20 protein-coding genes and 3 tRNA genes are annotated in these 24,548 nt (G+C 70.0%); 5 read left to right on the top strand and 18 right to left on the bottom strand.

Annotation, left to right across the window (positions count from 1 at the left end; genetic code table 11):
- Positions 1-125: 125 nt before the first annotated feature.
- From AC5PYY_RS11675 to AC5PYY_RS11650, 6 genes are all read right to left on the bottom strand, one after another.
- On the bottom strand, positions 126-1,265 hold the full coding sequence (locus tag AC5PYY_RS11675; RefSeq protein ID WP_493896979.1) for an XdhC family protein: 1,140 nt from the start codon (positions 1,263-1,265) through the stop codon (positions 126-128).
- Between the two features lie 48 nt (positions 1,266-1,313).
- Positions 1,314-2,444 (bottom strand): vWA domain-containing protein, encoded by a 1,131-nt coding sequence (locus AC5PYY_RS11670; protein ID WP_493896978.1) that lies wholly within the window; start codon positions 2,442-2,444, stop codon positions 1,314-1,316.
- A 2-nt stretch (positions 2,445-2,446) separates the two neighbouring features.
- Positions 2,447-3,331: an AAA family ATPase gene (locus AC5PYY_RS11665; RefSeq protein WP_493896977.1), complete on the bottom strand. Its 885-nt coding sequence runs from the start codon at positions 3,329-3,331 to the stop codon at positions 2,447-2,449.
- A gap of 9 nt (positions 3,332-3,340) precedes the next feature.
- On the bottom strand, positions 3,341-5,713 hold the full coding sequence (locus tag AC5PYY_RS11660) for a xanthine dehydrogenase family protein molybdopterin-binding subunit (protein WP_493896976.1): 2,373 nt from the start codon (positions 5,711-5,713) through the stop codon (positions 3,341-3,343).
- Between the two features lie 119 nt (positions 5,714-5,832).
- Complete coding sequence (locus tag AC5PYY_RS11655) at positions 5,833-6,369, bottom strand: (2Fe-2S)-binding protein (RefSeq protein WP_493896975.1); 537 nt, start codon at positions 6,367-6,369, stop codon at positions 5,833-5,835.
- On the bottom strand, positions 6,369-7,247 hold the full coding sequence (locus AC5PYY_RS11650) for an FAD binding domain-containing protein (RefSeq protein ID WP_493896974.1): 879 nt from the start codon (positions 7,245-7,247) through the stop codon (positions 6,369-6,371). The genes AC5PYY_RS11655 and AC5PYY_RS11650 overlap by 1 nt, the downstream gene beginning before the upstream one ends.
- Before the next feature lie 307 nt (positions 7,248-7,554).
- Here AC5PYY_RS11650 and istA point away from each other — a divergent pair, with 307 nt between their 5' ends.
- On the top strand, positions 7,555-9,078 hold the full coding sequence (istA, locus tag AC5PYY_RS11645; RefSeq protein WP_493896385.1) for an IS21 family transposase: 1,524 nt from the start codon (positions 7,555-7,557) through the stop codon (positions 9,076-9,078).
- A complete protein-coding gene (gene istB, locus AC5PYY_RS11640) occupies positions 9,075-9,854 on the top strand; it encodes an IS21-like element helper ATPase IstB (protein WP_493896384.1) in 780 nt (259 codons plus the stop codon). Before istA ends, istB begins: the two co-directional genes overlap by 4 nt.
- Positions 9,855-10,487: 633 nt before the next feature.
- On the opposite strand, the gene AC5PYY_RS11635 is transcribed toward istB, so the two are convergent.
- The 4 genes from AC5PYY_RS11635 to AC5PYY_RS11620 all read right to left on the bottom strand — a co-directional run bounded on the left by AC5PYY_RS11635 (position 10,488) and on the right by AC5PYY_RS11620 (position 11,905).
- Positions 10,488-10,562: transfer RNA gene (locus AC5PYY_RS11635), tRNA-Val, on the bottom strand.
- Between the two features lie 25 nt (positions 10,563-10,587).
- Positions 10,588-10,658 (bottom strand) — tRNA-Cys (locus tag AC5PYY_RS11630).
- Positions 10,659-10,685: 27 nt separating this feature from the next.
- Positions 10,686-10,758: transfer RNA gene (locus tag AC5PYY_RS11625), tRNA-Gly, on the bottom strand.
- Positions 10,759-10,846: 88 nt separating this feature from the next.
- The gene (locus AC5PYY_RS11620; RefSeq protein WP_493896973.1) at positions 10,847-11,905 is read right to left on the bottom strand and encodes a YihY/virulence factor BrkB family protein; all 1,059 of its coding nucleotides are present in this window, start codon (positions 11,903-11,905) and stop codon (positions 10,847-10,849) included.
- 153 nt (positions 11,906-12,058) lie between these two features.
- On the opposite strand from AC5PYY_RS11620, the gene glgX reads away from it, so the two are divergent.
- Complete coding sequence (glgX, locus tag AC5PYY_RS11615; RefSeq protein WP_493896972.1) at positions 12,059-14,188, top strand: glycogen debranching protein GlgX; 2,130 nt, start codon at positions 12,059-12,061, stop codon at positions 14,186-14,188.
- Positions 14,189-14,343: 155 nt separating this feature from the next.
- Here the strand turns inward: glgX and AC5PYY_RS11610 are convergent, their stop codons facing one another.
- From AC5PYY_RS11610 to AC5PYY_RS11595, 4 genes are read right to left on the bottom strand one after another with little or no spacing between them, the layout of a single operon-like run.
- Complete coding sequence (locus AC5PYY_RS11610; protein ID WP_493896971.1) at positions 14,344-15,360, bottom strand: polyphosphate kinase 2 family protein; 1,017 nt, start codon at positions 15,358-15,360, stop codon at positions 14,344-14,346.
- A gap of 31 nt (positions 15,361-15,391) precedes the next feature.
- The gene (locus AC5PYY_RS11605; RefSeq protein WP_493896970.1) at positions 15,392-16,066 is read right to left on the bottom strand and encodes a dihydrofolate reductase family protein; all 675 of its coding nucleotides are present in this window, start codon (positions 16,064-16,066) and stop codon (positions 15,392-15,394) included.
- Positions 16,067-16,076: 10 nt separating this feature from the next.
- The gene (locus tag AC5PYY_RS11600; RefSeq protein WP_493896969.1) at positions 16,077-17,267 is read right to left on the bottom strand and encodes an alpha/beta hydrolase family protein; all 1,191 of its coding nucleotides are present in this window, start codon (positions 17,265-17,267) and stop codon (positions 16,077-16,079) included.
- The gene (locus tag AC5PYY_RS11595) at positions 17,264-18,352 is read right to left on the bottom strand and encodes an ATP-dependent DNA ligase (RefSeq protein WP_493899368.1); all 1,089 of its coding nucleotides are present in this window, start codon (positions 18,350-18,352) and stop codon (positions 17,264-17,266) included. Before AC5PYY_RS11595 ends, AC5PYY_RS11600 begins: the two co-directional genes overlap by 4 nt.
- A gap of 111 nt (positions 18,353-18,463) precedes the next feature.
- On the opposite strand from AC5PYY_RS11595, the gene manA reads away from it, so the two are divergent.
- Positions 18,464-19,672 (top strand): mannose-6-phosphate isomerase, class I, encoded by a 1,209-nt coding sequence (gene manA / locus AC5PYY_RS11590; protein ID WP_493896968.1) that lies wholly within the window; start codon positions 18,464-18,466, stop codon positions 19,670-19,672.
- A gap of 76 nt (positions 19,673-19,748) precedes the next feature.
- On the opposite strand, the gene ligD is transcribed toward manA, so the two are convergent.
- Positions 19,749-20,819, bottom strand: a complete 1,071-nt coding sequence (gene ligD, locus AC5PYY_RS11585; RefSeq protein WP_493896967.1) for a non-homologous end-joining DNA ligase — start codon at positions 20,817-20,819, stop codon at positions 19,749-19,751.
- 143 nt (positions 20,820-20,962) lie between these two features.
- Between ligD and msrB the strand changes: the two genes are divergently transcribed.
- Complete coding sequence (gene msrB / locus AC5PYY_RS11580) at positions 20,963-21,421, top strand: peptide-methionine (R)-S-oxide reductase MsrB (RefSeq protein ID WP_493896966.1); 459 nt, start codon at positions 20,963-20,965, stop codon at positions 21,419-21,421.
- A 52-nt stretch (positions 21,422-21,473) separates the two neighbouring features.
- On the opposite strand, the gene AC5PYY_RS11575 is transcribed toward msrB, so the two are convergent.
- The 3 genes from AC5PYY_RS11575 to hemG are packed head-to-tail and all read right to left on the bottom strand — an operon-like array spanning position 21,474 to position 24,460.
- The gene (locus tag AC5PYY_RS11575; RefSeq protein ID WP_493896965.1) at positions 21,474-22,280 is read right to left on the bottom strand and encodes an NAD(P)-binding domain-containing protein; all 807 of its coding nucleotides are present in this window, start codon (positions 22,278-22,280) and stop codon (positions 21,474-21,476) included.
- A gap of 42 nt (positions 22,281-22,322) precedes the next feature.
- Positions 22,323-23,036, bottom strand: a complete 714-nt coding sequence (hemQ, locus tag AC5PYY_RS11570; protein WP_493896964.1) for a hydrogen peroxide-dependent heme synthase — start codon at positions 23,034-23,036, stop codon at positions 22,323-22,325.
- 5 nt (positions 23,037-23,041) lie between these two features.
- The gene (hemG, locus tag AC5PYY_RS11565) at positions 23,042-24,460 is read right to left on the bottom strand and encodes a protoporphyrinogen oxidase (protein WP_493896963.1); all 1,419 of its coding nucleotides are present in this window, start codon (positions 24,458-24,460) and stop codon (positions 23,042-23,044) included.
- Between the last annotated feature and the right edge of the window lie 88 nt (positions 24,461-24,548).

The raw sequence follows: 24,548 nt of genomic DNA, 5'->3' as shown, positions 1-24,548 counted from the left end.
GATGCTCAACAGCAACGCACGTCGGAAGGCCCCCCATGTCCAGCTACTCGCGCAGTCGCTTCCCACCCGTTTCCCTCGCGTGGTGGGTCCGCTCCCGCACCGCAACACAGCAGACACTCGGACGCTCAGACGCCTCCGTGGCGATGGATCGCTCCCCTGGTGTGCGTCAGGGGTTTTCCCTGCCCGCCCCACCGCAGGGCGATGATCTCCGCGGCGACGCTGACCGCAGTCTCCTCGGGCGTCCGAGCACCGAGGTCCAGGCCGATCGGGCTGCGCAGCACCGAGAGCTGCCGGTCGGTCAGTCCAGCCTCACGCAGCCGTATGAGGCGGTCCGTGTGCGTGCGACGTGAGCCCATCACTCCCAAGTACGCCAGGTCCGGTGCGTCCATGCCGAGCAGCACCTCGAGCAGCGGCACGTCGAACTTCGGGTCGTGGGTGAGCACACAGGCCACTGTGCGGGAATCGAGCAGGCCCTTTTCGATCTGGGTCTTTGTGTAGAGATGAGGCCACATGACGACAACGTCGTCAGCATGCGGAAACCGGCTCTTCGTCGCGAACACCGGTCGGGCGTCGCAGACGGTGACGTGATAGCCCAGGAACGCGCCGATCCGGGCCACAGCGGCGGCGAAGTCGATGGCGCCGAACACGAGCATGCGCGGCGGTGGGGCGTAGGAGGCCACGAAGACCCGCATACCCTCACCCCTGCGCTCTCCCTGCGGTCCATACTCCAGGGTTGCCGTCCGCCCCTGCGCCAGCATGCCTCGGGCGTCGTCGATGACCGAGTTGTCCATTAGGTCGGTGCCCAGGGTCCCCGTGGTTTCGGCGCCGTCGGGGCGGACGACCAGGTGCCGGCCCAGCACGTCCGCGTACGGGTGCTCCACAACTGTGGCGACCGCGACCGGACGACCGCTGTCGATGTCGGCAGCCACCTCTCCCAACTCGGGAAACTGCCGCTGGTTGACGCGCTCGACGAAGACGTCGAGGATTCCGCCGCACGTGAGACCCACCCCCATCGCGTCGTCGTCGGAGATCCCGTAGCGCTGGAGGACCGGCTGACCCGAGGCGATGACCCCCTGCCCCAACTCGTAGACCGCTCCCTCGACACACCCGCCCGAGACCGACCCGACCGCCTCGCCGCCCACTCCGACGATCATCGAGGCACCGGCCTGCCGAGGCGCGGACTTCCACGTTCCGACGACGGTGCCCAGCGCGACCGTCTCGCCGGCCCTCCACCAGTCGACCAACGGACCCAGCACGTCACGCACGCACGGACACCTCCCGATCCGTCGTAGATGAGCTCTGAGGACCCACCCTCACCGCCCCCGAAGGACACGCGCCGTCGCGTCAAGGGCATCGACGCTGTGGCCGCTCATGAGCGTGTCGACGTGCGGCAGGGCCGCGGCGATGCCTCCGGCACGCGGTTCATAGCGGGGATCGGCCGAGAGCGGGTTGAGCCAGACGATGCGGTGTGCCAGCAGAGCCAGATGCTGCATCGCGCGGCCAAGCGACTCGGGAGGGTCGTGGTCGAGCCCGTCCGAGCAGACGAGGAGGATCGAGCCGCGCACCTGCGCGCGTTGCTGCTCAGTGGTGGTCAGATGGCTGAGGGAGGTCGCCAGCCTGGTGCCACCGTCCCAGTCGGTCATGACGGCCGATGCCTGGGCGAGAGCGCGATCCGGCGACGTCGGCCGCAGACTGCCGGTGATCTCAGTGAGGCGCACAGCCGCCGTGTAGACGCGGACGCGGTGTCCCGCGCGGCTCAGTGCGTGGCTGAAGCGAATCCAGGCGAGCGCGAAGGGTGACATCGACGCCGAAATGTCGATGACCAGCACGACGGGTCGAGGCCGTCGTCGCCTCTGTCGTGCAGTCAGGCGGATGGGCTCGCCGTCGGTGGCGAGCGAACGTCGGATCGTGCTGCGCATGTCTACGAAGGGTCCGGACGCCGACCGGACACGCCGTCGGCCCTGCCGAGCCTCGATCTGGACCGAGCGTAGCTGGTCAATGAGCGCGTGTGCGCGGCGAAGCTCGTCAGCGCTCAAGTCGGCGAAGGAGGCGCTCCGAAGCCGGTCGTAGTCGCTGGAGTCGACGGGGGCCGGCGTAAGGCTTTCGGAGTGTTGACGCTCCTGCCCAGAGGGTGCGCCGAGGCTTTCCACGGTCTCGACGTGGACTGCCGGCGGCGCTGTGGCAGAGGGGGGCTGGGGTGGGAGCCCCTCGGCCAGGAAGCACTGGACAAAGGCGGCGAAGTACTGCGGGTAGACCTCAACGTCTGTGGCCAGGACGGACCGACCGGAATGGTAGATCTGCATGAGGTCGGGCGACCGCAGCAGCTGGAGCGCCTGGACGAACGTCACGGTCTGCGCGGGGCTGACGCTGACGCCCCGGCTGCGCAGCGTCGTCACGAGGTCAACCGCCGCCGACTCTGCATGGAGTCCCTGGGTGAGGGCCATGCTCACGCAGGTTGCTCGGCAAGCACGTCGTCAAGGTGCTCCAACACGACGTCCTGCGACTCTGCGTCTTTGACCAGCACCGACAGCGTCTGGCGAGCCGTGTCCCGGTCCAGCCGCATGACCCCGAGCATGTGCAGCGCTGCGGCCCAGTCCACCGCCTCGCCGACGCCCGGTCTGCGCCCCAGGTCCAGAGTGCGGATCTTGCCCAACGCCTCGGCGACCTGCCGCGCGAGCGCGTCCGGGACGTGCGGCACCTGCAGACGCAGGATCTCCAGCTCCCGGCTCGGGTCGGGGTGGTCGACCCATGAGTAAATGCAGCGGCGACGCACCGCACCGTGAAGGTCACGCGTGCGGTTGGACGTGATGATGACCAGCGGTGGTTCATCTGCAGCCACCCGCCCGATCTCGGGAATGGTGACGGCGAAGTCGGCCAGCAGCTCGAGCAGGAAGGCCTCGAAGTCGTCGTCGGCCCGGTCCAACTCATCGATCAGCAGGACCGCCCTCGACCCGCGCTGCAGGGCGGTCAGCAGCGGGCGAGGCAGGAGGAAGTCCTCCGAGAAGACGTCCGCATAGCCCTCGCCGCCGCGGACCGCTAGCAGCTGACGAGCGTAGTTCCAGTCGTACAGCGCCTGGCTGACGTCGATGCCCTCGTAGCACTGCAGCCGGATGAGCTCACGGTCGAGCAGCCTGGACAGCGCCAGGGCGATCTCGGTCTTGCCCACACCGTTCTCGCCCTCCAGCAGCAGAGGTCGGCCAAGCCCCAGCGCCAGGTAGGCCGACATGGCCAGCTCGTCGCCAGCGAGGTAGCCGACGTCGAGAAGGCCATCCTGCAGCTGCCGCGGGGTGGGATACCCAGGTGGGGGTGTCGTCGCGGAACGGTGCGTCATCCGCGGCTCTCAGACCGTCTGCCCGCGCGATGCCAGCACGGTGCTCACGATTGAGCTCGGTTTGATCGGAAGCTCACGCACGCGCATCCCGAACTCCTGGAGTGCGTCGTCGACCGCGGCCGACAGGACGCCGGGGGTGGCCATGCGTCCTCCTTCGCCGCCTCCCTTGATGCCGAACTCCGTATACGGAGAGGGCGTCTCGACGTGCCCCAGCTTGATCGACGGGACCTCGTGCGCGCTCGGGATGAGATAGTCCCGGAACCGGCCGACCTGGAACTGGCCGTCCTCACCGTAGGGAAGCTCCTCCAGCAGTGCGGTACCGATCCCCTGCGCCGTGCCACCCGTCACGTGCCCGCCCAGGGTGACCGGGTTGACGATGGTGCCGGCGTCGTGAACCGCGGCGTAGTCCAAGATCTTGACGCCGCCAGTGTCCGGGTCGACCTCGACCACCGCGATATGGCAGTTGTGGCCCATGATGGGGTAGAAGATGCCCAGGTCGCTCCGGTCGTCCGAGGGGAGCGTTGTCAGCGGGTGGTCGTAGGTGTACTGCTCCTCCAGTCCGCTGGTCATCCCCGGTGGCAGGTTGAGCGCGAAGAAGTATGCCGTCGCGGCCACCTCGGCCAGGGCCTGCCCGACCTGCGGAGCTCCCTTGACCTGGACTCGCCCGTCGGTGATCTCAAGGTCGTCCGCAGGGACCTCGAGCGTGTGGGCAGCGATATCCACGATCTTTTGCTGCAACTTGCGCGATGCGCCCCGGATGGCACCAGTCACCATGACGGTGAACCGAGAGCCTCCGGGTCCCGTGCCGGGAAGAGCGTGAGCGGTGTCTGCATACCTGATGTTGACCTTGCTCGGGTCGATCCCGAACTCCTCGGCCACAACCATGGCGGCGACGGTCTCGGGGCTGTTGCCCCACATCGCCTGTGAGTGCAGGACAACCTGGAACTCGCCGGCGGGGTCGATGCTGACCGTGGCGCTCTCGGGGCTGGAGGTGATCGGGAAAGCAGGCTTGTCGAACCAGTACCAGAACTCCGTGGAGCTGAAGACGCTGCGTTCCTGCGTGGAAACCAGGCCGATGCCGATATAGCGGCCCTCCTCGCGGCGGAGCCGCTCCTTCTCGGCACGCCAGTGGGCGAGGTCGACGAGGGAGAGTGCCTCGTCCAGCACCCTCTCGTAATCGCCCGAGTCGTAGAGGTTGCCACCCGGGATCTTGTAAGGGAACTGCTCGGGGCGGATGAAGTTCTTGCGCCTGATGTCCTCGGCAACCAGGCCGGTCTCCTTCGCGGCGAGGTCGACGAGCCGCTCAAGGACCCAGTTCTGGACCTCTGAGCCGAAGCCGCGGTAGGCACCCTGCTGGCATTTGTTCGTCACCACGGCCCGCAGATGGTAGCGCAGGTTGGTGATCCGGTAGGGACCGACCGACTGCGACAGTGCGTTGCCGTGCGTACCGACCCCTAACTGCAGGTATGCGCCGTAGTCGTCGACCACGTCCACGTCGAGGGCGACGAGGGTCCCGTCCGCCTTGAGGCCCAGCCGGGCGTCGTAGTAGCGGTCCGACGCATGGTGGTCGGAGTTCATGGTGTGGTCGGCCCGGTCCTCGATGTAGGCCACGGGCTGGTTCACCTGCAGCGCCAGGAAACCGGCCAGGGTTGGGACCTTGTGGGCGGTGAACTTGCTGCCGAAGCTGCCGCCTGCGGGCACAGGTTGGATGGTGATCTTGTTACTCGGCTTCTTCAGGGCCGTCGCGATCAGCCAGACGAAGTAGCTGAAGTTCATCGAGTTGCAGTAGATCTCCAGCACCCCGTTGAGGCCCGGACGGGCGATCGCGCCCGTCGTCTCCAGCGGCGTGCCGGCCGAGCGGCCCCAGTGCAGCCGGTCGGAGACGATGATGTCGGCGTCGGCGAACGCCTCGTCGACCTCGCCGAAGGTGAAGGTCCGCTCGTAGGCCAGGTTGGAGCCGTGGCCCTCGTGCACCAGCGCTGCCCCCTCCTCAAGCGCGGCGTGCGGGTCCGCGACGACCGGCAGTTCGTCATACTCGACCTTGAGCGCGTCCACACCATCCTCCGCAAGGTAGCGGTCGTCGGCGATCACAGCCGCGACCGCCTCACCGACGTACCTCACCTTGTCCACGGCCAGCGGGAACTGCGGGATAGTCTCTGGACCGAAGTTCATGCACGGGTTCATCTGCGCCTTGCAGTCCTCGCCGGTCACGACCGCGATGACACCGGGGATCTTCAGCGCCTCGGTTGCGTCGATCGAGACGATCCGGGCGTGCGGCACCGGGCTGCGCAGAATGGCGGCGTGCTTGAGGCCGGGGATGTCGATGTCGGCGATGTATCCGCCTCGACCCACCAGCAGCCGCGGGTCCTCGACGCGCTTCATGCTGCGTCCGACATACTTGTACTTGCTGCCCGGGGGCGCCGGCACCGACTCGGTCCCCATCCGGGTCGGGGTCCGGCCCGAGTCGTCCGTCGTCGGCGTAGTGACCTCGTGCTGAACACTCATGACTGGTTCTCCTCCTCGTGCCGGCACAACTTGCGACGCGCGCACTGGACGGCGTTCACGATGTTCTGGTACCCCGTGCACCGGCACAGGATCCCCGAGATCTCCTCGCGGACCTCGTCGTCGGTGTGCTCCCGGCCGTCGGCGAGGATCTCCTTGGTCCGCAGCAGCATCGCGGGGGTGCAGAACCCGCACTGCAGGCCGTGCTCCTCCTGGAACGCCTGCTGGATGGGGTGCAGGTTCTCAGAGTCCGAGGACAGGCTCTCGACCGTCTCGACCTGGCGGCCCTCCACCTGCACCGCGAGCAAGAGGCAGGACCGCACCGACTCTCCGTCGAGGAGCACGTTGCAACTGCCGCACACCCCCTGCTCACAGCCGAGGTGGACGCTGCGCAGCCCCTGTCGCTCCCTAAGCCAGTCAGCCAGGGTCATCCGCGTGTCCACCTCCTCGGTGACCGGCCGCCCGTTGACCGTCGCGCTCAGCGGCCGACGGTATGCGGTGTCGGCTGCGGGGGTTCTGGACGTGACACTGCTCATCAGTTCTCTCCTCTCGGGCCGCTTCCCAGCGCGGTCCTGATCGACCTCGCGGTGAGGATGGCGGCGACGTGCTGTCGGTAGGCCCGTGTGGCGTGCATGTCCCCTTCCGAGGTGACAAGGTCGGCCACCGTCCGGGCGGCTTCCTCGACCACGCCGTCGGTCGGCTCGGCACCGACAAGTGCGGCCTCGGCGTCGCTCGCGCGCACCGGGGTGCCAGCAATTCCGGCCAGGCCGATGCGGGCCGTGGTGATGCGACCGTCCTCGGCCACCGTGAGCTGGGTGCCACACGCGACGAGCGGGCGATCGCCAGCCCTCCTGGACACCTCGACAAACCCCACCCGGACGTCCTGACCCGCTGACGGCACCCGCACGGCGACCAGCATCTCCTCCGAGGCCAGCGAATTCTGTTCGAAGCCGGTGAAAAACTCTTCGGCCGGGATCGTCCGCGTGCCGTCCGGACCCACGACGACGATCTGACCGCCGGCCGTCAGGACTGCGGTCGGGAACTCCGTGGCCGGGTCCGCGTACGCAACGCTCCCGCCGAAGGTGCCGCGAAACCGCACCTCGGCGTGGCCGATGTGCGGTGCGGCCTCGGCTAAGAGTGGCGCATGGGCCCGAACCAGGTCTGACGTCTCGACTGCACGGTGCCGCACGGTCGCGCCGATCTCGACATAACCGTTGCTCGTCGTGACCTCGTCAAGGTCGGCGACCCTGTTGATGTCGATGAGCACCTTGGGCTTCACCATGCGCAGATTCATCAGCGGCATCAGGCTGAGGCCGCCGGCCAGGAACATAGCCTCCGAGCCGTGCTGGCGCTTCAGCTCCACGGCTTCTTCAACGGTGTCAGGGTCGAAGTAGGCGAAGGCTGACGGTTTCATGCTGCTCCTCAGATGCGCCGGTCCCCAGGACCACGATGTCGTGACACCATGAGACCACCTCTACCCAGCATCGCCTATGGCTGGAGAAACAGGATTCGTAGCCGTGAATGTGGCGCATCACAGGCTCCGGCAACCCGACGTCATGTGTCCATGGCCGTGGCAAAGTCCCCACTGGTGGCCACGTGAGGTCCCCGCTGGTGGCCAAGTAGGAGTCCCCACCCTCTGCTCGTGTCGTCCATGAGCTGAGCCCCTGGACGGTGAACGGTGGCGGTGTCTAGCCAGTCACCGCACCGCCCAGGGAGCTCCATTGAAGAACATGAGGGAAGAGTTGGACATCATCACCGCCTACCAGAAGGTGGGCACCTACCGCGGGGCCGCCGACATCTGCGGCACCACGCACAAGACCGTCAAGCGGGTCGTGGAACGTCACACCGCCGGTCAGGGCCGCCCGGTCAGGGCGCCGCGGCCGGCGAACTACGAGGCCGTGCGCGCGCTCGTGGCCGGGGACGTGAAAGACACCCGGGGCCGGATCAGTGCCAAGCGGCTGCTGCCCAGGGCCCGCGCGGCGGGGTTCACGGGCTCGGCGCGCAACTTCCGCCGCCTCGTCGCCCAGGAGAAGACGCGGTACCGCAGCGAGCACGGACGCCGGCACCGGCCGGCGTCGTGGTCCCCGGGTGAGCACCTGGTCATCGACTGGGGCGTGATCGGCGGCGTGCACGTCTTCGCCGCGGTGCTGGCCTGGTCGCGGTTCCGGTTCGTCCGCCTCGCCGCCGACGAGAAGGCGGCCACGACGATGGCCATGCTGGCCGAGTGCTTCGAGGTCCTCGGCGGCACACCAAGAGTGGTGCTCGCCGACCGGATGGGCTGCCTGAAGGGTGGCGTGGTCGCCAACCGGGTCGTCCCCACGGCTGAGTACGTCCGCTTCGCCACGCACTACCGGTTCCGGCCCGACTTCTGCGAGGCGGCCGACCCGGAGTCCAAGGGCATCGTGGAGAACCTGGTCCGGTACGGCAAGGACGACCTGGCCCTGCCGCTGCTGCTCGAGCACGCCGGCGCCGGTGGCCTGGCCGCCGGCGCCGCGCGGGTCCTGGCCGACCTCGGTGCCGCGAACGAGCGGGCAGCGGCATGGTGCCAGGAGGTCAACGCCGCGGTCCATTCCGAGACCTGCGCGGTCCCGTCCGACCGGTTGGCCACCGAGGTCGACCTGCTCACCGAGCTGCCCTCGCTGCGCCCGGTCATCGGCCCGGCGCCGGTCACCCGCAAGGTCGACAAGCTGTCCACGATCCGCCTCAGCTCGGCCCGGTACTCGGTTCCGACCGCGCTGATCGGCACCCAGGTGGGCGTGCTCGTCGATGGCACCCGGGTGCTCGTCCTGGACCCCGGCACCGGTGAGGTCCACGCCGAGCACCCCCTCGTGGCGCCCGGTGATGCCTCGGTCCTGGACGAGCACTACGGCGGTGCCCGCCCCGCGGCACCGGTGCGGGCGATCCGCCCGCGGTCCGCGGCGGAGAAAGAGTTCTGCGCGCTCGGCCCGGCCGCGCAGGCGTTCATCGCCGGTGCCGCCGGGGCCGGGCACACCCGCCTGGGTCCCGAGCTGGCCGAGCTCAACACCCTGACCGCCGCCCACGGCGAGGCCACGATGGTCGCCGCGCTCGAGCGAGCGACCGCGTTCGGGCGGTGGAAAGCGGCCGACGTCCGCTCGATCCTGGCCGCCGGCACCGGGCTCCCGACCCCGCGCCCGGCCGGGGACGCTCTCGTCCTCGACCTGCCCACGACTGCGGGACGGTCGCTGGCCGAGTACGCCCCGGCACCGAAGGCGGTGTCCTCGTGAGCGCCTCAACCGTGCCGGTGCTGGATGCGGACCTGACCGCGGGGCTGCGCCGGCTCAAGCTGGCCGCGATGCGACAGCTCGCCCCCGAGCTGCTCGTCACGGCCAAGACCCAACGGTGGTCGCCCGAGGAAGTGCTACGGGCACTGGTCGAGGCCGAGATCGCCGCCCGGGACGCCTCCAACGAGCGAGCACGCCTCAAGGCCGCGGCGTTCCCGGTGCTCAAGACGATCGAGGACTTCGACCTGGCCGCCTCCTCGATCCCGGCCCCGACCTGGGCGTACCTGACGTCCCTGGAGTGGGTCCGGGCCAGGGAGAACGTCACGCTCATCGGGCCCGCCGGCACAGGGAAGTCGCACACCCTCATCGCCCTGGGTCACGCCGCCGTCCTCGCCGGCCACCGGGTGCGGTACCTGACCGCGGCCGACCTGGTCGAGACGCTCTACCGCGGCCTGGCCGACAACACCGTCGGCAAGACCATCGAGACCCTGCTACGCAACGACGTCGTCCTCGTCGACGAGATCGGCTTCGCGCCCCTGGACGACACCGGCGCCCAGCTGCTGTTCCGGTTCATCGCCGCCGCCTACGAACGCCGATCCCTCGGCATCGCCTCCCACCACTCCTTCGAGGACTGGGGACGGTTCCTGCCCGAGCACACCACCGCAGTGTCCATGCTCGACCGCCTCCTGCACCACGCCACCACCGTGCTCACCAACGGCCAGTCCTACCGCATGCGCCAAGCACACGCACGCCGAGGAGGTGAGCTGCCCACCCCCTGATCAACCCGCAGAGGGTGGGGACTTCCACCTGGCCAAAACCGGGGACTTCCAACTGGCCGTTGACAGTCATGTCGACATCCTCGGGACTGGTTCGTCTTGCGGTCGATCGGGACCTCGGTGCGGCATACGCGGGTTGTCCACCGCGTGACAACCTTACCGATCCAGAGCCGTCAACCCCCGCACCCGCCAGCAACGGTTCGCACTGACCGCCGATCACGGTGAGGAAGCGAGTGTAGCCAGGTTCCGGCCGCTCAAGCTGGCCCGCCTCTCCTACCGGTTGGCGCGCGGATCTTGGCGCCCATCGCTCAGCCGAAAGCCCACGCCGTCGCCGGTCGGCGCTGTCGAGACGCTGCAGGTGCCCGGCGCGTGCGTCCCAACTTCCCCCCTGATCAGAACGTCTCACCGCCTCCGTCGTCGGCGGCCCTCGAAGCCGACAGCAGCCGATCTGTGACCTTCAGGGGGAGCCCGTCGAACCCCCTTGCCGCCTTACGACAGACAGCTTTGAAGTTGCTCAGCAGACAACTCCTCTTGGTTCCAGGACACGGCACACGCAGTTGAATGACACGTATATGACACGCGCTGGGCAAGAGAAGCCCCTGACCGGCATATCCGCTGGTCAGGGGCCTGCTGTCCTGGTGGACGATACTGGGATCGAACCAGTGACCTCTTCCGTGTCAAGGAAGCGCGCTACCGCTGCGCCAATCGTCCCTACGCGGAGGATACCGCGAGCGCGAGGTGGAGACGGGATTCGAACCCGTGTATACGGCTTTGCAGGCCGCTGCCTCGCCTCTCGGCCACTCCACCATGAGGCATCTGGTGGTGGTGCCTCAGAGCGGATGACCGGGCTCGAACCGGCGACCTCAACCTTGGCAAGGTTGCGCTCTACCAACTGAGCTACATCCGCCTGCTCCGCTGCTTCCAGCGGCGCGAGAGAAAACACTACTCGACGCCGCGCGCGGTTCCAAATCACCTCCGCGCGTGTCTCGTCGGGCTCACCGCGGGCCCGGTATGCCGTCCATCTCGGCGAGCCGCCGCTCCTCCTCTTCGACGGTCTCGTCGGCGGCGGCGCGCTGCTGCGCACGCTCCTCACGCCGCAGCTCGCGGTGCACGCGGCGTTCCTCCCACCACTCGTTGACGCGGGCTCGGGGGCCGCGATACTCCGGCGGCGGCCAGAGCCGGCGGATCGCGGCGTTGAGCGAGGCGCCGACGAGCACGGCGAAAGAGATGAAGTAGAGGTAGACCATGAGGATGATCGGCGCGGTGAGCGGGCCGAAGACCGAGAATCCGCCCGCGGCGAGCTCGGCCCAGCGCCGGATGAGGATGGAGCTGACGACCCAGAAGACGACCGTCAGCAGCGCACCGGGCAGGTCCCGCCAGAAGGGCGAACGGGCCGGCGTCGCCACGTGGAACAGGCCCGTGAGGCTCATCAGGCCGAGCACCCCCACGAGCGGCCAGTAGGCCTCGACCAGCATCTCCAGACTCTCTGGGAGCCAGCGCACCAGATAGCCCGGGCCGATGAGGAGCAGCGGCAGGGTCAGGCCCATGACCACGACTGAGGCGAGGTATGCCGTGAGCGACAGCACGCGGGCACCGACCGGTCCGCGGTCGCCGCCCTGGCCGTACATGATCGAGATCGCGTCGAGGAAGATGTGCAGCGCCCGCGAACCGGACCACAGCGCGATGAGGAATCCGACCGACAGGTAGTCGCCGCGGCGGGCGGTGAGCGTCTGCTCGAAGGTCGGCATGATGACGTCCTCGACGGCCTCCGGCGTGAGGAAGGTCAGCGACCAGCGCTCGAGAGCGCTGCTCATCCGCATCAGCGTCTCCGGCCCCAGCCACTCGGCGGCGAAGCCTGCCCCGGCGACCAGCGCGACGAGCAGCGGCGGGAGCGACAGCAGGGTGAAGAAGGCCGCCTCTGCCGCGAGGCCGGTGGCGCGGTAGCGGAACGCGACGACCGCCGTCTCGGCGGTGAGCCGGACCAGCGGCACCGCCCCCGGGATCGGGGCGAGGGTCCGGCGCAGCCGGCGCCGGAACGTCGGTGCGGTCGACACACCCGTCACGGTAGCCCCGCGAGCCCCGGCACCCGCGGCGGCGTGCCGAGGACCGCCGGGACCACGGCATACCTCGTCGACGCCGTAGACTGGATGGCTGGTGACGACGCTGTCAGCCCTCCCGTGAACCACCACCTGACAGAAAGGCCACCCATGGAGATCTGGCCCGGCTCGGCCTATCCCCTCGGCGCGACCTTCGACGGTCGCGGCACCAACTTCGCGCTCTTCTCCGAGCACGCGACCGGCGTCGACCTCTGCCTGGTCAACGACCGCGCGATCGAGACGGTCGTGCCGCTGACCGAGGTCGACGCGCACGTCTGGCACGGCTACGTGCCCAACTGCCAGCCCGGGCAGCGCTACGGCTACCGCGTGCACGGGCCCTACGAGCCGTCCGAGGGCCACCGGTTCAACCCGCACAAGCTGCTGCTCGACCCCTACGCGAAAGCCATCGCCGGTCAGATCCGGGGCCACCAGGGGCTGTTCGCCTACGACTTCGGCGACCCCACGTCATACAACACGGATGACTCTGCGCTGCACACCATGACCTCCGTCGTGGTCAACCCGTTCTTCGACTGGGGCCATGACCGTCCACCGAACCACGGCTACCACGACAGCGTGATCTACGAGGCGCACGTCAAGGGCCTCACCATGAACCACCCGGAGGTGCCGCCGGAGATCCGTGGGACGTATGCCGGTGTCGCGCACCCCGCGGTCGTCGACCACCTGACCCAGCTTGGCGTCACCGCGATCGAGCTGCTGCCGGTGCACCAGTTCGTCAACGACCCGCACCTGCAGGACAAGGGGCTGTCGAACTACTGGGGCTACAACACGATCGGCTTCCTCGCGCCGCACAACGGCTACTCCGCCTACGGGCACCGCGGCGAGCAGGTCACCGAGTTCAAGTCGATGGTGAAGACGCTGCACGAGGCGGGCATCGAGGTCATCCTCGACGTCGTCTACAACCACACCGCCGAGGGCAACCACCTCGGGCCGACGCTGTCCTTCCGCGGCATCGACAACGCCAGCTACTACCGGCTCGTCGACTTCGACAAGGCGCACTACTACGACACCACGGGCACCGGCAACAGCCTGCTCATGCGCAGCCCGCACGTGCTGCAGCTCATCATGGACAGTCTGCGCTACTGGGTCACCGAGATGCACGTCGACGGCTTCCGCTTCGACCTCGCGGCGACCTTGGCCCGGCAGTTCCACGAGGTGGACAAGCTGTCGGCCTTCTTCGACATCGTGCAGCAGGACCCGATCATCTCCCAGGTCAAGCTCATCGCCGAGCCGTGGGACCTCGGCGACGGCGGCTACCAGGTCGGCAACTTCCCGCCGCTGTGGACGGAGTGGAACGGCAAGTACCGCGACACGGTCCGCGACTACTGGCGCGGTGCCCCGGCGACGATGGGCGAGTTCGCCTCGCGGATCACCGGCTCCTCCGACCTTTACGAGAACAGCGGCCGGCGCCCGTATGCCTCGATCAACTTCGTCGTCGCGCACGACGGGTTCACGCTGCGCGACCTCGTGTCCTACAACGAGAAGCACAACGAGGCCAACGGCGAGGGCGGCCACGACGGCGAGGCGCACAACCGCTCGTGGAACTGCGGCGTCGAGGGCCCGACCGACGACCCCGAGGTCGAAGCGCTGCGGCTGCGCCAGCAGAAGAACTTCCTCGCGACGCTCATGCTGAGCCAGGGCGTGCCGATGCTCGCGCACGGCGACGAGGTGGGCCGCACGCAGCACGGCAACAACAACGTCTATGCCCAGGACAACGAGCTGGCCTGGATGGACTGGGACCTCGCGCCCGACCAGGCCGAGCTGCTCGACTTCACCTCCTCACTCATCGCGCTGCGGCGCGAGCACCCGGCCTTCCGGCGGCGGCGCTTCTACGCCGGCGACGCCGAGCACGGCGGGCAGAGCGAGCTCGGCGACATCGTCTGGCACTCCCCCGACGGCCAGGTGATGACGGAGGAGCGGTGGCACAGCCACGAGCAGGCGGTCATGGTCTTCCTCAACGGCGAGGCGATCGGCGAGACCGACGAGCGGGGTCGCGAGCTGACGGACGACCACTTCCTCCTGCTCTTCAACGGCCACCACGAGCCGGTCGACTTCACCGTGCCGGACGGGATGAACACCCCGACCTGGCAGGTCGTCATCGACACCAGCGGCGACAACCTCGACGACGACGTGCCCTGGGAGACCGGCAAGACGCACCAGATGCCCGCTCGGGCGGTCGTGGTGCTGCAGGCGACGCCGCAGCCGGAGCTCGCGGCCGACTGACGTTCTGGACGTTGGTTCCTGGGGCCCGTTCCCCAGATTCCTGTGTCCAGAAGCTGTTGTGCCGGTGGACTTCGCCGCCGACCGAGGATTTCGACCACGAGTTCTCGCGCCATGGCACGAGAACCCATGGTCGAAAACGTCAGGGAACTCGGGGCCTAGAGGTCGGCCAGGCGCTCCTGCTGCTCGGCGACGTCGAAGTCGGCCTCCGGCCAGGCCAGGTCGAGGCCGCGCAGGTGCTCCAGGAGCAACTGCTGCACGGCGAGCCGGGCATACCACTTGCGGTCGGCCGGAACCACGAACCAGGGGGCGGCGTCGCTGCTGCAGCGGTCGAGCAGCGCCTGGTAGGCCTCCTGGTAGTCGTCCCAGTAGGCCCGCTCGTCGAGGTCGCCGGGGTTGAACTTCCAGTGCTTGTCCGGGCGCTCCAGCCGCTCGGCGAGGCGCTCCTTCTGCTCGTCGGCGCTGATGTGGAGCATCACCTTGATGACGGTGACCCCGTCGGCCGCGAGTTTCTCCTCGAAGCGGTTGATCGTGGCGTAGCGCCGCTTCCACTGGGCCGGCGGCACGAGGTCGTGCACCCGCACGATGAGGACGTCCTCGTAGTGCGAGCGGTCGAAGACGCCGATCATCCCCGGCCCGGGCAGCGCCTTGCGGATGCGCCAGAGGAACGGGTGCCGCTTCTCCTCCGCGGTCGGTGCCTTGAAGGCGGTGAGCTCCACCCCCTGGGGGTCGACCGCGCCGACCACGTGCCGCATGATCCCGCCCTTGCCGGCGGTGTCCATCCCTTGCACGACGAGCAGCACGCGCTTGCGACCGCCTGCCTTGGACTCGGCGTAGAGCTGCTCCTGCAGCGTGCCGAGCTCGTCGTCGGCGGCGAGCAGCGCGTCCTTGCCGGCCTGCTTGTCACCGTCGAAGGCCGGCGTCGCCCGGGGACTCAGGTCGGCGAGGCTGAAGCCGTCGGTGACCTTCAAGGCGTCGGTGTATGGCGTGCCGCTCGCCTCGGCATCGGGCTCAGGAGCCGCCTTCGGCTTCTTCCTCTCGGAGTCCTTGGCCTTCGTGCCCTTGGACTTCTTGGACTCGACCTTCTTGGCCTTGGACTTCTTCGTGTCCTTGACCTTCGCCATGGCCTTCTTGCTGCCATTGGAGTCCTTGGTCTTCGACTTCTTCGTGCCCATCGGAGCAGTCTGTCAGAGGAGCCCCGGCCCGTCAGCGCAGGCGCGTGCGGAGCAGCAGGTCACCGGCCCACTCGAGCACGTGGGTCGCCTCCCCCGCCAACGTCTCCAGCTCGACGCCACCGGGGATGAGCAGCGCGCCGTCGCCGCCGGCGAGCACCGGCCGCACGGTCACGCAGAGCTCGTCCACCACGCCGTCCTTCACCCACGGCCCGAAGAGCTCGGGACCGCCCTCGACCACGATGCGGCCCCAGCCGCGAGACTCGCACTCCTGCAGCACGCGTTCGGAGGTGACGTCCGACCCGTCGCCCCCCACGACGAGCACGCGCGGATGGTCGGCCAGGTCGCCCGGCACGTCGCCGGAGCGGGTCACGACGACCAGCATCGCCTCGTCGAGAGGCCCATAGCCCTCGGAGCGGATGGTGCCCGCGCCGACCACGACGGCGTCGGCCCACCGGCGCAGTGCGCCGAAGGCGGCGGCATCCCCCTCGGAGCCCTCGTTGAGCCCACCGCTGAGATCTCCCGGGCCGGTCGAGCGGCCATCGAGCGTGGTGATGAAGCTGCCCCGGACCCAGCGCTGCGAGCCGGGCGGTGCGGCATACCAGGCATCGACCTCGGCGTCGATGAGCGGGCCGCGCCCGACCTGGACAGGAGCATCGCTGGAGCGGCTGTCGCCGCTCTGCGACTCGGACGTGCTCTGCTCACTCATGCGGCTCCTCCTAGCGCAGGAAGGAGGCGACGAGGTCCTCCCACAGGCCGGGGTTGGTGTTCCACTCCTGGCAGTGCCGGGCCTGCGGCCAGACGAAGGTCTGCACCAGGCCGGGCCGCCGCCGCGCCAGGTCCTGCGACGGGCCGAAGGGCACGGTCTCGTCGGTGGCCGAGTGGATGATGAAGATGCGGTGGCTGACCTCGTCGGCCCGGTCGATCCAGTTGGTGGCGGCGACGTCGACCGGCTCGGCGATCCGCAGCAGATGCCGGGACAGCTTGCTCCGCAGCAGGCTGCGGGCCAGGTGGTCGATCGGGCGAGGGATGAAGTGCAGGTCCGCCTGGTGCGCGAGCACCGACCCCCAGTCGATCACCGGCGCGTCGAGGACCACCCGCTGCACCTTGTGCGCGACGTCGGAGCGGTTGAGCGCCTGCAGCACGATGGCGCCGCCCATGGACCACCCGACGAGGACGAGTCGCTGCGCGCCGTGCGCCAGGGCATACCTCATCGCGGCGTCGATGTCGCGCCACTCCGAGAGGCCGAGGCTGTAGCGACCGTCGGTGGAGGGAGGTGCCCCGATGTCGTTGCGGTACATCGGGATCAGCGAGGTGAAGCCGAGCCGGTGGAGCACCGGCACCGCCCGCAGCGTCTCCTCCCGGCGCGCGCTGCGACCGTGCACGAGGATCGCCCAGTCGCCCCGGTCGGTCGCCGGCTCCGGCGGCACCCGCCAGGCGGGCAGGTCACCCACGTCGGAGGTGACGAGCACGTCGTCGTGGTCGATGCCGAGCGCGGACGTCGGTGTGCCGCAGTAGAAGTACTTGTCCCACCGCGCGGGCCCCGGCATGAGCTCGCCGGCGTCGACGTCCAGCAGTTCCCGGGTCACCGTCGCCTGACGGCGGCCGCCCGGGCCGTCGTCCTCGTGCGCCGGCTCCACCATCTCTCCGAGACGCGCATGACCCTCGCCGTGGTCGAGCCACAGCCCGTAGCGACCGGGCGAGGTCGTCTGCGGATCGGCCCGCAGCGTCACGGTCCGGGCGTCGAGGTCGACGTCGGTGATGGTGACGTCGTCCTTCTTCTCGTGCTCCGGCGTGATGATCCGGTGCGCGAAATAGGTGGCGGTGCCCATCGAGACCGCGCCCCCGAGCGCCGCGCCACCGGCCACGCTGGCACTGACGACGGCAGCGCGGCTCGCGGTGCCGGTCACGCCTGCCCCTGCGGGGTCACCGGCGCACGGAGCACATCGGCGAGCGGGAAGTCGACGGGCTGGTCGAGCTGGTCGAAGGTGCAGCTCTCGGGGTCGCGATCCTCCCGCCAGCGCACGAACTGCGCGGTGTGCCGGAAGCGGTCGCCCTCGAGGTAGTCGTACTTCACCTCGACGACCCGCTCGGGGCGCAGCGGCGTGAAGGAGAGGTCCTTGCCCGCCGCCCAGCGCGAGCCCTCGCTCTTGCGGGGCGTGTCGGCCTGCAGCTGTGCCGCCCAGTCCCACGGGTGCCCCTCGAAGTCGGCCACCCAGGGTTGCAGCTCGGCGAAGAGCTCGTGCCGCCGCTTCATCGGGAAGGAGGAGGAGACGCCCACGTGGGCGAGCCGACCCTCGTCGGTGTAGATGCCGAGCAGCAGCGAGCCGATCGCCTCGTCGCTGCTCTTGTGGGTGCGGTAGCCCGCGACCACGCAGTCGGCGGTGCGGGTGTGCTTGAGCTTGGTGAGGATCCGCTTGCCCTCCTGGTAGGCCGCCTCCGGGTCCTTGCCGATCACCCCGTCGAGCCCGGCGCCCTCGAAGTCGACGAACCACCGCATCGCCAGCTCAGGGTCGTCGGTGAGCGGCGACAGGTGCACCGAGCCGGTGGAGACCTCCGGCAGGATCGAGGCGAGGCGGGCGCGGCGCTCGCGGAACGGCATACCCGTGAGGTCGTCGTCGCCCAGCGCGAGCAGGTCGAACGCGACGAACGCGGCGGGTGTGGCCTCGCTAAGCATGCGCACCCGCGAGTCGGCCGGGTGGATCCGCTGACTGAGGCGCTCGAAGTCGAGCCGGTCGCCGTCGGCCGTGGCGACGACGATCTCGCCGTCGACGACGCAGCGCGGCGGCAGCTCGGCACGGACCGCCTCGACCAGCTCAGGGAAGTAGCGGGTCATCGGCTTCTCGTTGCGCGAGCCCAGCTCGACCTCCTCGCCGTCGCGGAAGACGATCGAGCGGAAGCCGTCCCACTTGGGGTCGTAGAGCCAGCCCTGCGGCAGGCTCGCGGCCGGTTTGGCCAGCATCGGCGTGACCGGGGGCATGACGGGCAGGTCCACGAGGCAAGTGTGCCCGATGGCACCGACAGAGGTCAGGTATGCCGTGCCCTCACCTGTCGACATCGCCGCTAGGCTCAGGCGACGTCACCTTCTGCCCGAGCCAGGATCGCCATGACCGCCCGCCCGCTGATGCCCCTCCAGGGGGTCGTGCGTCATTATCCGTGGGGCAGACCGGGCGGTATCGGCGCCGCGTTGGGCCGGAGGGAAGGATCGGAGCCCGAAGCCGAGCTGTGGCTCGGAGCACATGCCGCGGGTCCGGCGCGGGTGACTCGCCCCGCCGGTGACTGGGGCGGCTCGGCGAGCGAGGAGCCGCCGTGGGGTGACCTCGCGCAATGGGAGGTGCAGACCCGCCAGCACCTGCCCTATCTCTTCAAGCTGCTCGCGATCGGGGGCCCCCTGTCGCTGCAGGCTCATCCGGACGCCGAGCGGGCAGGTCGGGGCTTCGCCCGCGAGGAGGCGCACGGGGTCCCGTGGGGCGCGCGAGAGCGCACCTACAAGGACCCTCAGGCCAAGCCCGAGATCATCGTCGCGGTCGAGGACGGATTGGACGCGTTGTGCGGCTTCCGGCCGGTCAGCGAGGTCTCGGATCTGCTCGATGCGGTGGCGGCCTGCACGGACGAGCCGGCGCTCGACCGGTGGCGTGCGCTGCTGACCTGCGCGCACGAGGCCGAGACGGGTGTGGCCGCCGCGGTGGAGTGGCTGCTGTCCGGGGAGGAGCAGGTCGCGGACCTGGTCGCGGCGCTGGTGACGACAGATCTCGGCGGTGCACGCGAGCGGGACGCAGATCTGCTCCGGCTGCTGTCCCGCCACCACCCCGGCGATCCAGGGATCGCTGTCGCCCTCATGCTCAACCGCGTGTCGTTGGCAGCCGGTGAGGCGCTCTGGTTGCCTCCCGGCAACATCCACGCCTACCTGTCCGGGCTCGGTGTCGAGGTGATGAACCCCAGTGACAACGTGCTGCGGGGTGGGCTCACCGGGAAGCACGTGGACGTGCCCGAGCTGCTGCGCGTGCTGGACTTCACGCCCGGGCCGGCCCCTCGGTTGGCGCCGGTCGACATCGCGCCGGGAGTGACGGCATACCGTCCGAGCGCGGTAGCGAACGGGGCGGCGGTGCCGTGGCAGCTGCTGCGGGTGAGCGGGCCGGCCGAGGTGGCGACGGGTAGTCCCTCGATCGCGCTGGTGCTGGCGGGCGAGTTCACCCTGCGGGCGGACGACGCGAGCCTGGCGCTGTCCCGCGGCGAGGCCTGTTTCGTGGACCGGGCGGGACCGGTCCGGATCGAGGGCGCGGGCGACCTCTACCTCGCGACCACCACCGCCTGAGGAGCGCAGAAGGTCCCGTGGGGCTCCGCCACGGTCCTCACTCTCACGGGACCAACAACTCGGACGCGGGACTCGCTCAGCTGCCCTCGACCCGGTTGCCGTCCTCGTCCCAGTGGGCCGCGACCTTCTTGGACGGCTGCACCCGCGGCGGCTCGCCCGGCATCTTGGGATGGTCGGGCGGGAAGTTGAGCTCGCCGAGGCCCCGCTCCAGGTCGGCCTCCCACAGGGCGTAGGCGCCGTCGATCAGGCCCGGACCGTCGTGCAGCCCGGCCCAGGCATCGCCGTGCTCGGCCAGGAACTCGGGGACGGTGTGCAGCGTGAGCACCGCGGGATCGACCTCGCCGAGCTGCTCCCAGGTCAGCGGCACCGACACCGGCGCACCCGGCAGAACCCGCGTGCTCCAGGCGGCCGCCAGAGTGCGGTCCCGCGTGGCCTGGTTGAAGTCGACGAAGATGCGCTCGCCGCGCTCCTCCTTCCACCACGCCGTGGTGACGAGGTCGGGCATGCGGCGCTCCAGCTCTCGGGCGAGGCCGATGACGGCGTGCCGCACCTCGAGGAACTCCAAACGCGGCTCGATCGCCGCGAAGACGTGCACGCCGCGGTTGCCGGTGGTCTTGACGAAGGGCGTGAGACCGACGTCGGTCATGACCTGCCGCAGGCCTCGCGCCGCCTCGACGACGTCGGCGAATCCCCTGCCCGGCTGCGGGTCCAGGTCGATCCGCAGCTCGTCTGGATGGTCGTTGTCACCGCTGCGGACCGGCCACGGGTGCCAGGTGACGGTGCCCATCTGGGCGGTCCACAGCAGGGTCGCGAGATCGTCGACGACCAGCTGCGGGTGGCTGCGGCCCGAGGGATAGGTGCACGTGGTGGTGCGTGACCACTCGGGCACGCCCTTGGGTGGGTTCTTGGAGTAGAACTCCTCCCCCTCGATGCCGCCGCGCACCCGCTGCAGGGTGACGGGCCGGTCGGCCAGGGCACGCAACATCGGCTCCGCGACCGCCTGCAGGTATGCCGCCAGGTCGGCCTTGGTGATCGCCGCACCCGACTCGGTGGCCGGCCAGACCACCTTGTCGGGGCTCGACAGGCGTACCTCCCGAGTCTCCCCCGCGGGGCCGGGAGCGCTCAACGTCGTGGCGGCAGCAGGCATACCCGCAATCTAGCGGCACGACGGGGGAGCTCCAGGCGCCGACCGACCCTTCTGGACAGAGGTTCTGGGGAGCGGGTCCCAGAATCCCCTGTCCAGAACATGGGGTCAGGAAGCAATCGGGAGGCTCGCTCGTTGGCACTGACATGGCCCATCACCACAGCACCCCCGCGACCGACGCCGCCGGCTCCGACGCCAAGGACTACGCGACGAGCAAGAGCGAGCAGGAGTGGCGTGACCAGCTCACCCCGGCGGAGTACGCCGTGCTGCGCGAGTCCGGCACGGAGCGCCCGTTCGTCGGTGAATACACGAACACGACGACCGAGGGCGTCTACCGCTGCCGCGCCTGCGACACCGAGCTCTTCCGCAGCGAGACGAAGTTCGAGAGCCACTGCGGGTGGCCGAGCTTCTACTCGCCGCTGGCCGAGGACCGGGTGGAGTACCTCCAGGACGACTCGCTCGGCAGCACCCGCGTCGAGGTCCGCTGCGCGAACTGCGGCTCCCACCTGGGCCACGTCTTCGAGGGCGAGGGCTACGACACCCCCACCGACCAGCGGTTCTGCATCAACAGCATCGCGATGACGCTGGAGCCCAGCCAGGGCTGAGGCAGCCGGAGAGGCCCGGACCGGTTCGTGCGGCCCTCTGGTCTAGGCCTGCCTAATCCCAGGCACCACCCGTCTGCCGCCGGAAGACCTCGTCGAGGGCGGCGCGGGTCGCCTGCGGCACACCTGCCTCGCGCAGCAGCGTGGCCATCTGGTCGTTGCCGCCGCCGGGTGGGGCGTGCTCGCGCCGCAGCTCGACGAAGTCCGGCTCCGGCTCGACACCCAGCGGCCCGACGACTTGCGCGACGTTCTGCCCGAGCAGGGTCCTCGCTCCGCCGGCCGGCAGACCGTGGTCGCGCAGGAAGCCCTCGATGGCGCCGAGGTAGTCGAAGATCGGTGCCACCGTGCCGAGTGCGGTGAAGATCGCGTCGAACTGCTCGTCGTCGTCGACGGGCAGCACTCCCCCGGTGCGCTCGAAGACCGCCACGGCGCCGGGCACGGCTGGCCGCAGCGGCGTCGACCAGGACCGGGTCGCGACCCCGACGACCGGGACGGCGCGGGCCAGCTGTGTGGCTGGGGCCACCGCCTCGGCCAGGGCCGGCGCGGTCAGGCCGGCCACCGCGCTGACGACTGTCTGCTCCGGCCGCCAGGTGAGGTCGGCGAGCCGCCCCGCATCTGCCTGCCGCAGGCAGACCAGCACGGTGTCAGCACCGTCCACGACGGCCTGGTTGTCGGTCGCCACCTGCACGCTCGGGTAGGACGCGGCCAGCCGGGCGCCGACCTGGGCGTTGCGCGGGGAGAGCAGGATCGGCGGGGCGTCGTCGACTCCCTCGCACAGGCCGGTGACGATGGCGGCCGCGAGCGAGCCGGTGCCGAGGATGCCGATGGTGGGTGGGTCGATCCCGGGAGTGGGCTCAGGCATACCGACAGCGTCGCACGAGGCTCCGACAGAGCCGGTGACGGCTCAGGGCAGCGAGGCGACCGCCTGCTCCCAGCTCACCCGGGGGCCGGTGAAGAAGGGGATCTCCTCGCGCACGTGCAGCCGCGCCTCGGTGTTGCGCAGCTCGCGCATGAGGTCGACGATCCGGTGCAGCTCGTCGGCCTCGAAGGCCAGCAGGAACTCGTAGTCGCCGAGCGCGAAGCTCGCGAGCGTGTTGGCCAGGACGTCCTTGTAGTCCCGCGCCGCCTCCCCGTGCTCGCGCAGCATGCGGGAGCGGTCGGCGGCGTCCATGACGTACCAGTCGTAGGACCGCACGAACGGGTAGACGCAGACATAGCCCTTCGGGTCCGCGCCTGAGAGGAACGCCGGGACGTGGCCGCGGTTGAACTCCGCCGGCCGGTGGATCGCGACGTTGCTCCACACCGGCTCCAGGTGCTGCCCCAGGTGGGTCTGCCGGAGCCGCTGGTATGCCGCCTGCACCGTCTCGACCCGCTCCGCGTGCCACCAGATGAGCAGATCGGCGTCGGCGCGCAGGGCGGAGACGTCATACACCCCCCGCACGACGAGCCCCTCGCCCTCGAGCTCGGCCAGCAGGCTGGCGACCTCCTCGACGAGCGGAGCACGCTCGGCGCCCGGGGGCAGCGGCGCGGCGGCGCGGAAGACCGAGTAGGCGGCGTAGCGGATCGAGGCGTTGATCTCCTCGGCCTGCTCCTGCGTCGGGTGCGAGTAGTCAGCCATGGCACTCATTGTGCGGGGTGCAGCTCGGCGACCGCCCGGCGGGCCGAGGCGATGCAGGCCGGGATCCCGACGCCGTCATAGGCCGCGCCGCACACGGCCAGTCCGGGCACGCGGGCGACGTGCTCGCGCACGGCGGTGACGAGGTCGACGTGACCGACCGCATACTGCGGCAGCGCCCCGCCCCAGCGCTGGACATGCGCGTCCACCGGCTCCGGGAGGGGCCGGCCGAGGGCCGTCGCCAGGTCGGTGAGCGCAGCGGTCAGCAGCTCGTCGTCGGAGCGCTGCAGCGTGGCCTCCTCGCGGTGCCTGCCGACCGAGGCGCGCAGGAAGGTGACGTCCTCACCGTCCGGTCCGGCGGCTCTCCCGAGCTCGCGCACCCAGTCCCACTTGGTTGCGCTGAAGGTCGCCGCCTTGATGGTGCGCCCCTCCACCGGGGGCACGAGGAAGCCGGACCCGTGCAGGTCGCCCAGGTCGCTGGTGCGAAGAGCGAGGGTGAGCACCGCCATCGAGGCGGTCTCGACCGAGGCGAGCCGGTCCGCGGCGAGCGGCGCCACTTCGCGCAGCAGCCGCGCCGTCGGGGCGGGCGGGGTGGCCAGGACCACCCGATCCGCACGGTATGACGTGGGGCTCGGCCGCGGTCCCGTCACCACCTCGAAGCCGCCACCCGTGTGGGCGCGCAGCTCGCGCGCGAGGGTGCCGGTGCGGATGACGGCCCCCGCCGCGGTGAGGGCCTCCGCGGCCGCCTCGGCCAGCCGGTGCAGCCCGCCCTGGACCGTTGCGAAAACCGGTGCGGCACTGCGGGTCTGGGTGCCGTCGGTGGGCGCGGGCAACAGCTTGGCCGCAGCGTCCTGCAGGCGCTCTCCCTCCTCAGCGGCCCGCAGCAGCGCGGGCAGGGCGGCGCGAGCCGAGATGAGGTCGGCGTGGCCGGCGTAGACGCCGCCGAGCAGCGGCTCCACGAGACGCTCGGCGACCGCCGGCCCGAGCCGGTCCGAGACGAGCTTACCCACCGAAATATCCTGTGCCGCAACGGTTTCAGGGTTTTCGGCCGCGGCGCGGCCGACCTCCTCGGCGGTGAGCAGCCCCTCCAGGGCGGCGACCTCTGCCGGCACACCCATGAGCGTGCGCCGCGGAAGCGGGTGCAGCGCACCCCGGCTCCACACCTGGGCCGGTGCCGCGGTGGGGTGTACGACCTCATCGGCCAGGCCGAGCCGCCCCATGAGGTCGACCGCCTCCGGGCGGCGGGCCAGGACGGCCTCGGCGCCGACGTCGACCGAGCGGCCGGCCACCCTGGCCCCGCGCAGCTTGCCCCCGACCTGGTCGCTGCCCTCCAGGACCGTCACCGACGCCGCAGGATCCCGCTCGAGCACCGCCAGCGCCGCTGTGAGACCACTGATCCCGCCACCGATGACCAGCCAGGACGTCATACCTCCCAGCGTCTCATCGCGGGCAGGTGACCCATCCGTGACCCCTGCCCCGCGCATCGTGACGTGATCGTGACCACGTCCGCGGAAC

Source organism: Serinicoccus sp. JS2-9 (genome assembly GCF_059025165.1).
Note: the sequence above shows the minus strand (reverse complement) of the source record. Positions and strands in the feature narration are given on the sequence as shown.

What these genes read in the sequence shown, in the direction of transcription:
- AC5PYY_RS11670 (WP_493896978.1), bottom strand. Translation starts at nt 2,444, where the DNA reads ATGGCCCTCACCCAGGGACTCCATGCAGAGTCGGCGGCGGTTGACCTC.
- AC5PYY_RS11665 (WP_493896977.1), bottom strand. Translation starts at nt 3,331, where the DNA reads ATGACGCACCGTTCCGCGACGACACCCCCACCTGGGTATCCCACCCCG.
- AC5PYY_RS11660 (WP_493896976.1), bottom strand. Translation starts at nt 5,713, where the DNA reads ATGAAGCGCGTCGAGGACCCGCGGCTGCTGGTGGGTCGAGGCGGATAC.
- AC5PYY_RS11655 (WP_493896975.1), bottom strand. Translation starts at nt 6,369, where the DNA reads ATGAGCAGTGTCACGTCCAGAACCCCCGCAGCCGACACCGCATACCGT.
- AC5PYY_RS11650 (WP_493896974.1), bottom strand. Translation starts at nt 7,247, where the DNA reads ATGAAACCGTCAGCCTTCGCCTACTTCGACCCTGACACCGTTGAAGAA.
- glgX (WP_493896972.1), top strand. Translation starts at nt 12,059, where the DNA reads ATGGAGATCTGGCCCGGCTCGGCCTATCCCCTCGGCGCGACCTTCGAC.
- AC5PYY_RS11610 (WP_493896971.1), bottom strand. Translation starts at nt 15,360, where the DNA reads ATGGGCACGAAGAAGTCGAAGACCAAGGACTCCAATGGCAGCAAGAAG.
- AC5PYY_RS11605 (WP_493896970.1), bottom strand. Translation starts at nt 16,066, where the DNA reads ATGAGTGAGCAGAGCACGTCCGAGTCGCAGAGCGGCGACAGCCGCTCC.
- manA (WP_493896968.1), top strand. Translation starts at nt 18,464, where the DNA reads ATGACCGCCCGCCCGCTGATGCCCCTCCAGGGGGTCGTGCGTCATTAT.
- ligD (WP_493896967.1), bottom strand. Translation starts at nt 20,819, where the DNA reads ATGCCTGCTGCCGCCACGACGTTGAGCGCTCCCGGCCCCGCGGGGGAG.
- msrB (WP_493896966.1), top strand. Translation starts at nt 20,963, where the DNA reads ATGGCCCATCACCACAGCACCCCCGCGACCGACGCCGCCGGCTCCGAC.
- AC5PYY_RS11575 (WP_493896965.1), bottom strand. Translation starts at nt 22,280, where the DNA reads ATGCCTGAGCCCACTCCCGGGATCGACCCACCCACCATCGGCATCCTC.
- hemQ (WP_493896964.1), bottom strand. Translation starts at nt 23,036, where the DNA reads ATGGCTGACTACTCGCACCCGACGCAGGAGCAGGCCGAGGAGATCAAC.
- hemG (WP_493896963.1), bottom strand. Translation starts at nt 24,460, where the DNA reads ATGACGTCCTGGCTGGTCATCGGTGGCGGGATCAGTGGTCTCACAGCG.